The organism is Tenacibaculum bernardetii (genome assembly GCF_029125915.1).
In the GTDB taxonomy this organism is placed as follows: domain Bacteria; phylum Bacteroidota; class Bacteroidia; order Flavobacteriales; family Flavobacteriaceae; genus Polaribacter; species Polaribacter bernardetii.
Map to the genome: position 1 here is coordinate 104,167 of NZ_JAQJCU010000001.1, position 12,531 is coordinate 116,697.

General features: G+C 29.7%; 13 protein-coding genes. 9 read left to right on the forward strand and 4 right to left on the reverse strand.

The window, feature by feature from the left end:
• Window positions 1-321 precede the first annotated feature (321 nt).
• A complete protein-coding gene (locus P2G10_RS00470) occupies window positions 322-1,953 on the reverse strand; it encodes an ABC-F family ATP-binding cassette domain-containing protein (RefSeq protein WP_275314740.1) in 1,632 nt (543 codons plus the stop codon).
• A 264-nt stretch (window positions 1,954-2,217) separates the two neighbouring features.
• Here P2G10_RS00470 and P2G10_RS00475 point away from each other — a divergent pair, with 264 nt between their 5' ends.
• Both P2G10_RS00475 and P2G10_RS00480 read left to right on the forward strand, forming a co-directional pair.
• Entirely contained in the window at window positions 2,218-3,090 is an 873-nt protein-coding gene (locus P2G10_RS00475; RefSeq protein WP_275314741.1) for an Abi family protein, read from the forward strand.
• A 277-nt stretch (window positions 3,091-3,367) separates the two neighbouring features.
• Window positions 3,368-3,856 carry a hypothetical protein gene (locus P2G10_RS00480; RefSeq protein ID WP_275314744.1) on the forward strand — a complete coding sequence of 163 codons (489 nt, stop codon included), beginning with the start codon at window positions 3,368-3,370 and terminating at the stop codon, window positions 3,854-3,856.
• 200 nt (window positions 3,857-4,056) lie between these two features.
• On the opposite strand, the gene P2G10_RS00485 is transcribed toward P2G10_RS00480, so the two are convergent.
• Entirely contained in the window at window positions 4,057-4,674 is a 618-nt protein-coding gene (locus P2G10_RS00485; RefSeq protein WP_275314747.1) for an SDR family oxidoreductase, read from the reverse strand.
• Between the two features lie 3 nt (window positions 4,675-4,677).
• The gene (locus P2G10_RS00490) at window positions 4,678-4,833 is read right to left on the reverse strand and encodes a YqaE/Pmp3 family membrane protein (protein ID WP_275314748.1); all 156 of its coding nucleotides are present in this window, start codon (window positions 4,831-4,833) and stop codon (window positions 4,678-4,680) included.
• Between the two features lie 444 nt (window positions 4,834-5,277).
• Between P2G10_RS00490 and P2G10_RS00495 the strand changes: the two genes are divergently transcribed.
• The 4 genes from P2G10_RS00495 (at window position 5,278) to P2G10_RS00510 (ending at window position 7,580) form a co-directional block, all read left to right on the forward strand.
• Window positions 5,278-5,709 carry a DoxX family protein gene (locus P2G10_RS00495; protein WP_218773010.1) on the forward strand — a complete coding sequence of 144 codons (432 nt, stop codon included), beginning with the start codon at window positions 5,278-5,280 and terminating at the stop codon, window positions 5,707-5,709.
• A gap of 61 nt (window positions 5,710-5,770) precedes the next feature.
• On the forward strand, window positions 5,771-6,220 hold the full coding sequence (locus tag P2G10_RS00500) for a MarR family winged helix-turn-helix transcriptional regulator (protein ID WP_275314749.1): 450 nt from the start codon (window positions 5,771-5,773) through the stop codon (window positions 6,218-6,220).
• Window positions 6,221-6,355: 135 nt separating this feature from the next.
• Window positions 6,356-7,186 carry a WG repeat-containing protein gene (locus tag P2G10_RS00505; protein WP_275314750.1) on the forward strand — a complete coding sequence of 277 codons (831 nt, stop codon included), beginning with the start codon at window positions 6,356-6,358 and terminating at the stop codon, window positions 7,184-7,186.
• Between the two features lie 67 nt (window positions 7,187-7,253).
• The gene (locus P2G10_RS00510) at window positions 7,254-7,580 is read left to right on the forward strand and encodes a DMT family transporter (protein WP_275314751.1); all 327 of its coding nucleotides are present in this window, start codon (window positions 7,254-7,256) and stop codon (window positions 7,578-7,580) included.
• 149 nt (window positions 7,581-7,729) lie between these two features.
• Here the strand turns inward: P2G10_RS00510 and P2G10_RS00515 are convergent, their stop codons facing one another.
• A complete protein-coding gene (locus tag P2G10_RS00515) occupies window positions 7,730-8,149 on the reverse strand; it encodes a helix-turn-helix domain-containing protein (protein ID WP_275314752.1) in 420 nt (139 codons plus the stop codon).
• A gap of 337 nt (window positions 8,150-8,486) precedes the next feature.
• Here P2G10_RS00515 and P2G10_RS00520 point away from each other — a divergent pair, with 337 nt between their 5' ends.
• From P2G10_RS00520 to P2G10_RS00530, 3 genes are all read left to right on the forward strand, one after another.
• Window positions 8,487-9,080, forward strand: a complete 594-nt coding sequence (locus tag P2G10_RS00520; protein ID WP_275314754.1) for a hypothetical protein — start codon at window positions 8,487-8,489, stop codon at window positions 9,078-9,080.
• Window positions 9,081-9,314: 234 nt separating this feature from the next.
• On the forward strand, window positions 9,315-10,361 hold the full coding sequence (locus P2G10_RS00525; RefSeq protein ID WP_275314756.1) for an AI-2E family transporter: 1,047 nt from the start codon (window positions 9,315-9,317) through the stop codon (window positions 10,359-10,361).
• A gap of 1,066 nt (window positions 10,362-11,427) precedes the next feature.
• Window positions 11,428-12,456, forward strand: a complete 1,029-nt coding sequence (locus tag P2G10_RS00530) for a hypothetical protein (protein ID WP_275314758.1) — start codon at window positions 11,428-11,430, stop codon at window positions 12,454-12,456.
• The last annotated feature ends 75 nt before the right edge of the window (window positions 12,457-12,531 follow it).

The window sequence follows — 12,531 nt, forward strand, 5'->3', positions numbered from 1 at the left end:
TTTTTTCCTTCAAAAAATTGTATCGAGAACTTTTTTAACATCAAAATAAAACGATTCAAATTCTCGATACAATTTTAATTCCTTTTAGTCATTAAAATCACTCGAATTGACAAAATTGTAGCAAATCAGGATGAGAAACTGAAATAAATTCAGCTTGACGGATTCAATTGACTATTTCCTTTCTATAAAAATTTAAACTCTAAATATAAAATTTAGTACAAATTTCTAGCCCTGATTGCAGCATTTGTTTGAGCTCTTTTTTTGATTTTTATTCAAAAAAAAGCGAGTGCGGAAAGCGGGAAATTGCTTCAAAAAATAATTCTATAAGTCGATTTCTTTTAACGCTTTAATGTTATTACGCTCTAAAAAAGCATCAATAGTTTCGAAATGCTCAATAACACGTTGATCTTTAAATTCGAATACTTTTTCTGACAAACCTTGCAGGAAATCACGATCGTGAGATACTAAAATTAAGGTTCCGTCGAAATGCAATAACGCTTCTTTTATCACATCTTTAGATCGTAAATCTAAGTGATTGGTAGGCTCATCTAAAATTAACACATTTACCGGTTCTAGCAATAATTTAACCATTGCCAAACGTGTTTTCTCTCCACCAGAAAGCACTTTTACTTTCTTTTCAATATCATCACCTGCAAACATAAAACGACCTAAAATATTTTTTATTTGCGTTCGCACATCACCTTCTGCAACCTCATCTACTGTTTGAAAAACTGTTAATTCAGGATCTAATAATGATGCCTGATTCTGTGCAAAATATCCAACCTTAGCATTATGTCCTAATCCGCATTCACCTTCAAAATCTATTTCACCCATAATTGCTTTAATCATGGTTGATTTCCCTTCTCCGTTTCGTCCAACAAACGATACTTTTTCACCACGAGAAATTGAAAAACTAGCCTCTTCAAAAACGGTTAAATCACCGTATTTTTTGGTTAAGTTTTCTACTTTTACAGGATAATCTCCCGAACGTGGCGATGGCGGAAAACGTAGTTTTAACGAAGTGGTATCTACCTCATCAATTTCTATTGGAACAATTTTTTCTAACATACGTACTCGCGATGCAACTTGATTGGTTTTAGAATACGTTCCTTTAAAACGCTCTATAAAACCTTTTATATCATCAATTGTTTTTTGTTGTTCTTGGTATGCTTTTATTTGGTGCGAACGACGTTCTTTTCTAAGCTCTAAATAATGTGAGTAATTGGCTTTATAATCGTGAATCGTCCCCATGGTAACCTCAATAGTTCGGTTGGTAATATTATCGATAAATGCTTTATCGTGCGAAATTACCACAACAGCTTTGGCTTTGTTTAATAAGAAATTTTCTAACCAAATTACCGATTCTATATCTACGTGGTTCGTTGGTTCATCTAACAAGATTAAATCGGGTTTTTGTAATAAAATCTTCGCCAACTCAATACGCATACGCCAACCTCCACTAAATTCGCTTGTTAAACGGTCAAAATCTTCTTGTTTAAATCCTAATCCTTTCAGCGCCTTTTCTACCTCAGCTTCGTAATTTACCTCTTCTAACGCATAATAACTTTCGCCTAAATCGGTAACACGCTCAATAATTTTCATGTATTCTTCCGATTCGTAATCGGTACGTGTTTCTAACTGCTTATTTAATGATTCCATTTCAGCTTTCATCTTAAAAACAGCATCAAAAGCTTTAGAAGCTTCTTCACGAACCGTACAATTATCTTCCATTAATAAATGCTGTGGCAAGTATGCAACTACTGTATCTTTCGGGCTCCTAACTCCGCCTTTACTAGCTTTAGAAACTCCTGCCATAATTTTCATCATAGTTGATTTTCCGGCACCGTTTTTACCCATTAAAGCAATTTTATCATTTTCGTTTATAACAAACGAAACATCTTTGAATAAGGTTTTTCCACTAAACTCAACCGTTAATTGATCTACAGTAATCATGCGTATATATTTTGAATCGCGAAATTAGCAAAAACTGTGCATAACTTATTAAAAACTTTAAGGAATCCTAGTTATTGATTTTGCTATATTTACAAGAAAAAATTTCTAACACTTTATTCTATAGAGTTTTACAATAAAGACAAATGAAATAAAGCACCTTATATACGGATATTAGTAACCGTAATTTATTCAAAAAAAAAGAATAGTAACGAGTAATAAAATATATTTATATTTTATTAAAATTATAAGTCAAGATAAATTAAAATGGGTAAAAAAGCAACAACCGCAAAAGAACAAATGGTATTTCTCAAAGAAAGAGGAATGATTTTCGATTGCGGAGAAGAAAAAGCTGAAGAAATACTGCTAGATATCGGTTATTATAGACTTGGATTTTATTGGTTTCCTTTTGAAATAGACAAGGACCATAATCTTGAAGAAGGCACCTTATTTTCGAATATAATTAATCTTTATTACTTAGACGTAGATTTAAGAAATGTTTTACTTAAATATTTAAAGCGTATAGAGGTTAACTTTAGAACTAAAATTATTTATTATACTTCTAATAAACATAAAGAAGACCCTATATGGTATTCCAATCCCAAAATAATGGCTCGTTGGTTTATAAACAAATTAGATACAAAACTATACACAGATAAATTTAAAGATGAGAATAAGCTAATAAAACTTCACCATATAAAACACAGGAATGATATATATGCACCTACTTGGAAAACTTTTGAGTTTTTGACATTTGGAGCAATCGTTACTGTTTTTAAGGCATTAAAAAGCGAGGAACTTAAAAAAGAAATTTCAAAGCTTTATGGATTAAATAACCTTAATACCTTTATAAACTTCATTCATACTATAAAATTTATTCGAAATATTTGTGCTCACGCAGGAGTTTTATATGATTTGAATTTCCCTCAAGGTATATACAAAATCCCTAGAACTAAATTTAACGATAACAATAATCAATCGTTAGATGCTGGAATAAAAACAATATCCTTTATTTTAAAAAATATATCTGAAGAAAGACATAATAATATGAACAATGAAATAAATAAATTATTCAAAGAATACGATAATAACAAGACGATTAAATTAATAATTACAGATAAAATTGGTTATAAGATGTAAATATTGTATGTTTGCAATATAAAGTGCCTAGCTATTCATTACGCTTTAGTGTTGCACTATAAAAAATTATACAGAACCTAGACATTGTGCTCTAGGTTTTTTTTTGCATTAATTTAACTTCTGCGTTTTTAAAGTTTATAATATCAAGAATAAAAAGGACAATTATAAATACACCTGAAGTGATTAAAAAATACGTTTGGTAACACCATATATAATTAGTGGCTAGTTACGAACTTTAGTGCTTAAAGCACATAAATAAACATTACAACAAAAAAACATGAAAAAATTGCAATGGAGCAAAGAATTCTTTGATACTTCAACCAAACTAACAGAAGCTAATAAAAATATAGCTGTTTTAAATGCTGAATGGTTTTCTGACACTGCGAACTTAGAACTGAATGACGAAAAATTTAAGTTTGAAAAACAGGGGGTTTTCAGTAGTGATTTTTTGATTAAAAATATTACAGAAAAAAAAGTAATAGGAAGTATTAAATACCATTCATTTAAAACTAGAGCAACCGTAAAAATCGAAGAAAAAGAATTTATTTGGGCTCAAAAAGATTTTTGGAGTCGTCAATGGATTTTAACTGATAATAACCAAACAATAGCTACTTATAAAAGTGATTACTTTTCTGGCGGAAAAATTGAAACAACAAGTGATGATTATTTATTAATTTCAACAGGCTTATTTATCACAAATTATTATGTAAAAATGATGCTTGCTTTTTTTATGATTATAATGATTCCTATTTTTATAAATCGATAATACAACTCATAAACAACAACTTAACTTCTTGTTTCATAAAAAAAAGAGATATCGCTAAATATCTCTTTTTTTGTTTTTATAAAATTATAAAGTTTGCTAATCAAGTTCACTTTCGCAAACCGCCATTATTAGTTACTCTTTTAATTTTCATATTTAATTTGTGACTTAGATAAAATCTAACTCGCTTACGTTTATAATTGCTACATCGCTTCACCAATTACGGTTTCACCTTCTATAATCTCGAAAACCCTATTATTTGGTGCGTCATCATTTAAAGCTAATACCAGAGTTTCGGCAACATCTGCTCTACTAATCTCTCCTTGCTTATGTAGCTTTTCTTTTAACATTATTTTTCCTTTCCCATCACCATTCGTTAATGCTCCGGGTCTTACAATTGCAAAATTCAACCCACTTTTAATAAGATGGTCATCTGCCTTTTGCTTCGCTTTCATATACGCTTGTAAATCTCCTGCCGCTTCTGGGCTATCAGCTCCCATAGAACTTAACATAACGAACTTATTAATATTAGCCATTTTAGCCGCTGATATTAATCGCTTAGCGCCTTCCTGATCTACTTCAATCACGTTTTTCCCTCCAGATCCCGCTGCAAAAATTACTTTATCTATATCCTTAACCGTATGTGTAATATCTTTTGTTAAATCACCCAATACAGTATCTATATTTTCCGATTTAAATTGCGCAACTTGTTCTTCTTTTCTTACCATGGCAATCGGATTAAAGTTTTGCGATGATTTTAAAAGTTGTACTATTTTTTTTCCTGTGGTACCATTTGCACCTGCTACTAATATATTTTTCATAATTTATTTACTATTTATAAATAAAGCATAAATAACGCCTGGTATCCAGCCTACAAGTGTTAAAAGAAGACTTATTAAAAATTCTGTTCCTAGTCCGTGTTTTAAAAACACTGCTAATGGTGGTAAAAGAAAACTTAATAGTATGGTTAATATCAACATGATTTATGTTTTATTGGTTCGATACAAAATTATAACACTACTAGGCTTCAACTTAACTTGAATCATTTTAACATTAGCGCATTTAATAAAAGCGTTAACCGATTATGATTGATCGATCATATAAGTCGGATTAAAATAAGAACCAAGCTTAAAAACTATTAAAAAACAGCAATATTTAAAAACCAAAACGATTATACAAGAAAAACCATACACTGCTATTATCAATATAAATGATATTCTACAACCACTTAAAAATCTTTATTATTCAGCAATACTTATAAACAAAAAAAACTAAAACACTTTATTACAACACTTTAAAAACAACCATAAATAAAACAATGTTTTGGTTATAACGATTTAGTAACAAGTAAAAATCACAATATATTTGGCAAAATCCTACTTTATGTATAAATTTGTATCGTTCACGATTAAAACTCAAGCAATATGAATAACACAAAAACGAATACAGTAAAAAACATTTTTAGAATTCTGTTGGGTTCCTTTATGCTTTATGCAGGAATTGGGCATTTAACTTTTTTAAGAACAGAATTTCTTGCACAAGTGCCTACTTGGTTATCAACAGATGAAGGTTTAATGGATATTGTTGTGCTTGCATCTGGTGTAGTAGAAATTGCTTTTGGAATTCTTATGATACTAGGTGGAAAACTAAAAATTAAAACAGGACTTGCATTGGCGATCTTTTTTGTGTTGATTTTTCCAGGAAACATCAATCAATATGTAAATCAAATAGACTCTTTTGGACTAAATACAGATAGTAAAAGGTTAATTAGATTGTTTTTTCAACCTATATTAATTCTTTGGGCATTATGGTCAACAGGTGCATTGTCTTTTTTAAAAAACAGACTAAAAAAATAATGCTATTTTAAACAAACAATTTAAGCGCTAAAAAATATTAAACTGTATAAAACCTATACAAATGGAAAAAAATCACGAGCAACTTAAATTAGAAAATCAAATTTGTTTTCCGCTATATTCTCTTTCTAGGTTACTAATTCAACAATATAAACCTTTACTAGAGCAGTTAGATATTACCTATCCTCAATATTTAGTTTTATTGGTGCTTTGGGAAGAAAATGAAATTCCTGTAAAAAAAATTTGTGAAAAATTACTTTTAGAAACCAACACCCTTACACCGCTTCTAAAAAGAATGGAAACAAATGGCTTTATAAAACGAACTCGTTCTAAAAAAGACGAAAGAATGGTCATTATTTCATTAACACAAAAAGGAAATGACTCGTATAAGAAAGCAATCGGAATACCAAAAAAACTCGTTGATAAGTTAGATTGTTTTTCGATAGATAAAAAGGATATGGAAACTATGAAAAATATTTTGGATAAAATTATTACTACGGATAAAAACAACTAAAAAAAGTATCTAAATCCATATACAATTAATGCCTTGTGCTAACTTAAGCTTAAAATCCATGCAGATTTCCATTAGATTTGTATGTGCTAAAATTAAGTACTTATAACACGCAACAAACGCCTAAGTAAACATTAAATGAAGCTACTATTATACATATTACTTTTAACTATTTCTTTTGATTCATATGCTCAAGAGCCAGAAAAAAATGAACTTTTCACATTTAGATCTAGAGAAAATGGGAAAATAGGCTACATGAATAAGAATAATAAAATTGTTATTAAACCACAATATGCTACTGGTACTTACTTCGAAAATAATGACTACGCAGCAGTTTCTATCAAAAATGGCAAAACATATAAATTTGCTGTAATTGATTTAAAAGGGAATTATATTATACCTTTTAAAGAAGGCTATGAATTGATTAGTTTAAATACCGAAATTGAAAATTGGATATTAGTTGTAAAAAACGGCAAATGGGGATATATCAACTATAAAAAAGAAATTTTAATACCTTTAGATTATGATAATCTTGGTCATTTTTATGGCAATTTAGCTTTTGCTCAAAAAAATGGTAAATATGGTTTTATAGACTCTAATAATAACACAATTATAGACTTTCAATTTGATTGGACTATCAATTTCGGAAGAATTCAGCCTGATGGATTGAGGTATGTTAAAGTACAAAAGGAAAGTAAAATAGGTTACATAAATAACAAAGGAGAATTAATCGCTCCATATTTATATGACAGTGCCAAACCATTTTTTAAAGGTGTTGCTGTGGTTAAAAAAGGTAAAAAGTATGGCTGCATAAACACAAAAGGTAAGGTTATAGTTCCGTTTAACTTTGAGTTTATTACTAATTATAAAAAATTTATAATAGCACAAAAAGAGTTTTCATCAGAAAATGAATACTATTACAACAGGCAAGGAGAATTTATCAGAATTGCCACAAAGAAGAAAAAATAAACATTTACCAACCCACTATTTACCAAATTAGATACTAAATCGAACAACAAAGCATACACAACCACCAATGAATTGGATACTATTAATAATTGCCGGGCTATTTGAAGTGGCTTTTGCTGCTTGCCTAGGTAAAGCAAAAGAAGCAACAGGCACTCAAGCAACCTACTGGTACATAGCATTCTTAATTTGTTTAGCAATAAGCATGTTGCTACTTGTAAAAGTCACGCAACAACTACCAATAGGAACTGCATATGCGGTTTGGACAGGTATTGGCGCTGTAGGAACAGTTTTAATCGGAATTATTATTTTTAAAGAACCAGCCACATTTTGGCGACTATTTTTTATCATGACATTAATTGCCTCAATTATAGGTTTAAAAGTAGTTTCACATTAATCAGCATTATCAAAACATATACTGCTAATAGGCGCTCTAATAATCTAAACAATGGTTTTAGCCGTTTATAAAACCCTATAATTAAGACAAACCTAAATAACTAACTCTTTTACGCTGCTTACACAAACACACTATCTTATTAAAAGCCGTTACTTCTTTTTAAATTTCTTGTTAACCATTTTTTGTTTCCAAGATGTACCAAAAAAATCAAAAATAGTAAGAGAATACATCCCAAGTAAAACTCCCCAAGAAAGTAATACCCACAAAAATACAGACCATAAATCCGAATCGTTTAATGCAAGAATAAACGGAACCAATAAACTTAATAAAGCAATCCCTAAAAGCTTATAAAACCCTTTTAGGTTTTCAATATAATCCTCCTCTTTTCTAAGCTGATCTACTTCCTCCTTCTTATCTGAAGTAGCAATATCAATTTCAAAAACTGCTGCCAAAGATTTTAAGGATTCTAAACCCGCATTTTCTCCTTTTTCAATTCTCTGGATGGTTCTTACACTTAACCCACTCATTTCTGATAACTGCTCTTGAGACCAATGACGTGCTAATCTCATTTTCTTAAGGTCTCTTAAATTATTCGTATTTATATTCACTATTCAGCTTATTCGTTAGTAAGCAAAGATAAAGTATTAAGCAGTTCTTATCTTACAACCAACATGTCACCATCACGACAGCAACGCGACACTAAGCAGATGCCCATTATAAACCACTTAAATCAAAGCATATAAAACCCCTATAAATTAGTGCAAAATTTAACAACCATTCCCTTTATTTTGCTACATTTACAAGAAAACGCTAACTATTTTAAAATATATCCTTTTAAAAATAAAGATAAGAGGAATAAGGTATCTTGTATAAAGAGTTGTACAATATTAATAAAGATCAATCAAAATGGACATTAAAAAAATAATCAACACCTCTAGTTTAACAGAAAAATCTAAACTTCAAATCATCACAATATATGATAAAATAACAAAGGCTTTTCTTAAATATGAAAAAGAAGAATTAGGAGAAATTATAAAAGAGGAAAATTTACTAGCTCAGGTTGAAAGTTTCATTCAAAGTATTGCAGATAATACATTAGGAAAGTTTTTAGTTTCTGAGTTATTTCCAAAAAAGATTCAGAATACTGAAGAAATTACATCCTTAAGTATACGAATTAGTCGATATGAAGGATGGCTTAATCTATATAAATTTGAGAGCGAAGAGAATTATGATGATATAGGAGATGTTACGGTGGATTGTTTGGAGCAAATTGGTTGCTCTGAAGCTTTGAATGAAGCTGGTGAAAATGGGAATTACTTAATTGAAGATCTATTGGATGATATTGATAAATTATTGGAGATATGTTTAAAAGAATATCTTTCATTAGAAAAATTGATAGGATGGGAAATCAAACAACCAATTCCTATATATTATAGTTCAAATTATGAGGAACAGTGGGATGATGCTCATGAAGGAGTTTTACTCACAACGCTACAATAAAAACGGTGTACAACAATGGCTATAAGTAATTGCTGGTTCTCGCCTACTTACAAAAGTCCTCGCGGATTTTCTATTCAGTTTGTATTTGCTAAATTAGTTGCTCAAACACGCAACGAAATCATACACAAAACTGTTTGTAACGATTAAAGAGTGCTAAATTCATATCATTTAAAATACATATTACAATTCACCTATTTTAGTTTAAATTAGTTGATATAAAACACAACTATACCGATGGAAAATAATTTACCTTCTAAAAATTCTACTAACCAGCTAACCTTTAAGCAAAAGACAAGTGTGGTTATTAAATATGTTGTAATTACCGTAGGTTTAATTTTATTAATTCAAACTACATTTAGAGTATTTCTTTTAGTATTAGCAGGAACCTTAATTGCCCTAGTTTTTAGAGGTATTAGTGATTTTATTCAGAAAAAAACAAATTGGAAAGATGGTATTTGTGTAGCTATTTCAATTATTACCATATTGATTTTGTTTTCAGGTTTATTCTGGCTCATTGGTGCTAAGGTACAGTCACAAACGGCTGAACTTATGGAAACTTTACCTCAAACCATAGATACTGCAAAATCTAAACTACAAGATACTTCTATTGGAAAAACCATAATTGAAGAATTATCTTCTGAAAAAACAATTAAAAAAGCTCAGGATTTTGCTGGAGGCTTTTTTAAATCTTCTTTTGGTGTATTTGGAGATTTATATGTGGTTTTATTTATTGGAATCTTCTTTACCGTTTCTCCAAAAATATATACTAAAGGCATTGTACAACTTATGCCTATTAGAAAACAAAATAAAGCAAAAGACGTTTTAAATAAATTAGGAGTGCAATTACGTAATTGGTTAAAAGGCAAATTATTGTCCATGCTTATTGTTTTTGTATTAACCGCCATAGGATTAGCAGTTATTGGCATACCACTTTGGTTGGTTTTAGCCTTTTTAGCAGGTTTAATAAGCTTTATTCCCAATTTCGGACCAATTATAGCCTTAATTCCTGCAGTTTTATTAGCCTTATCCCAAAGTCCAGAAAAAGCCTTAATTGTAATAGGTCTTTATATGCTTATACAGTTTATTGAAAGTAATTTTATTACTATACTTATCCAGAAAAAACTTATAAATATGCCGCCTGCCTTAATAATTATTTCACAATTGGTTATGGGTATTTTAACTGGCGGTTGGGGTTTAGTTTTAGCAACTCCAATTACCGTTATTGTCATTGTTTTAGTCCAGCAATTATATATTAAGCCGAGAAATGCTAAGGTAGAATAGTACTTATTAATGTTTTGTTTAGTTGCAATATTATAAAAATATAATTCTTTTACTTCCTAAGCGTACACATTAAAATCTTCAACTTTGGTTACTTTTTTAAAATATGAATTATAGCTTTTAAATAAGCGTTTTCAACTAATTCAAAACTTAACATTCTCAGTTTTCTCAACTAACTTCCTTTAACTGCTGATATAAAAATTAAAACGATTTCATATCATCTTTACGTTAGCATACATTAAAAAAATATGGCAAGAGAATTTCATCTAGGGCACTTTTTAAAAGAACATCATTTAGAGAAATCTGTTCTTCTTTTAAAGGAACAATTAAAACAGACAAGTCCATTATATAGTATTCTGAGCTTTTAATATCTTACAACCAAAATGTCACCCCACCACAGCAACGCGACACTAAACAGATGCTCATTATAAACCACTTAAACCACACCAGGTATTACTTGCATAAAACCTTCTATAAATTAGCGCAAACTCTAACAAGCACTCCTATTTATTTTGCTATATTTACAAGAAAATCGCTAATTATTTTAAAATACACACTTTTAAAAATATAGATAAAAGGAGTAAAGTATCTTATATAAGGAGTTGCAAATAATAGCAGAAATTACTCAGACGGAAACAATTCTGAATTAAAATCATCAAATTTATTGTGGAATAATTCTAATTTAAATTACGTTTTTTCTGTCAACACTGGAAAAATAACATTCCCAAGTTTAGAGCAAATTTACGGAATTCTTACTCAAACGGAATTTTAAGCGTTAGCTACAACAGAACTGAACGCAAAAAATCACTCTAACGGAATTTAGCAACTTTACGGAATTGAAAATCTTTGCGGAATTGTTTACTGAAACGCTGAATTTTGAAAATATAAAAAAACCTAAAACGGAACTATAAATCGAAATAAAAACTACAATTTGCAACAATGTGCATAATTTATTGCTACAGTTTTTCCTGCGGAAAAACCTCGCAAGCGTAAAAGTCTGTGCTTTATTTATTATTTTTTCGCTAAATTTACGCAACAAACTATAAGCACAAAACCGTTAGCACCAATTATGAGCATATCATTAAAAACACATAAATTAATTTGGGGAAGGTCAGGGAATATGTGTGCTTTTCCTGATTGTAAAAAAGAATTAGTAATTGACGAAACTTCGACAGATGACCCTTCTGTTATTGGTCAAGAAGCTCACATAGTTGCAAAAAAAATTAAAGGCCCTAGAGGAAATCATCTTCTCGAAGAAGAAAAAAGAGATAAGTATGATAACTTAATCTTACTTTGTAGTGTCCATCATAAAATTATTGATGACCAAGAAGTTGAATATACCGTTGAAAAGTTACACGAGTATAAAAAAACACACGAACTTTGGGTAAAGAAAAACCTATCTACAGATAGACAAAAAACTAGAGATGATGAATTATACGCAACATATATTCAAAAATTCATAGAATTATCAAACTTAGATACTTGGACAAATTGGACTTCTTATATGCTTGGAATGTGGGAAACTTTTCCCAAAGAAGAATTTGACACTTTAAAACAAGTACCTGACTACATAGTTTCAAGAGTTTGGCCTCAAAGATATTTACCTTTAGAATCATCTCTAATAAATTTTAAAAACATACTAAATGATTTAGTCAGACTATACTCAGAATTTCCTGATGAAAACCCAAATGGATATTCTATAAAGAAATTTTACAAAAACTATCAAAGAGAACAATTCTATAATAATGAAAGTGCTTATTGTCAAGAAACAGAAATTAAAGCTCTTGAACATTATGAATATCATCTAGGATTAATCATAGATTTGGTATTAGAACTTACTCGCGCATTAAATTACATTTGTGACCAAATAAGAACATATCTATTTGAAGGGTTTAGAATTGAAGAAGGTGTAATTCTTATCAACAGAAGTGATATGTTCAGTTATCAAAAATCTAGAATTGAATATCGAGGTGAACAACGAACTGAAATGCCATATGGAGGTTTAAAAAAATTTATGCTTGAAAGGAGTAAAAGAGATTACTATGTTGGCGAAGGTATAAATGAATATTATTTTAGAAAGAGAATATGGGAAATGTAAAAACTGGTGCTAACAATGTATAAAAAACATAGGGCATTAGTGCTAAACCCAAAGGTCTGTGTTTATTTATAAATT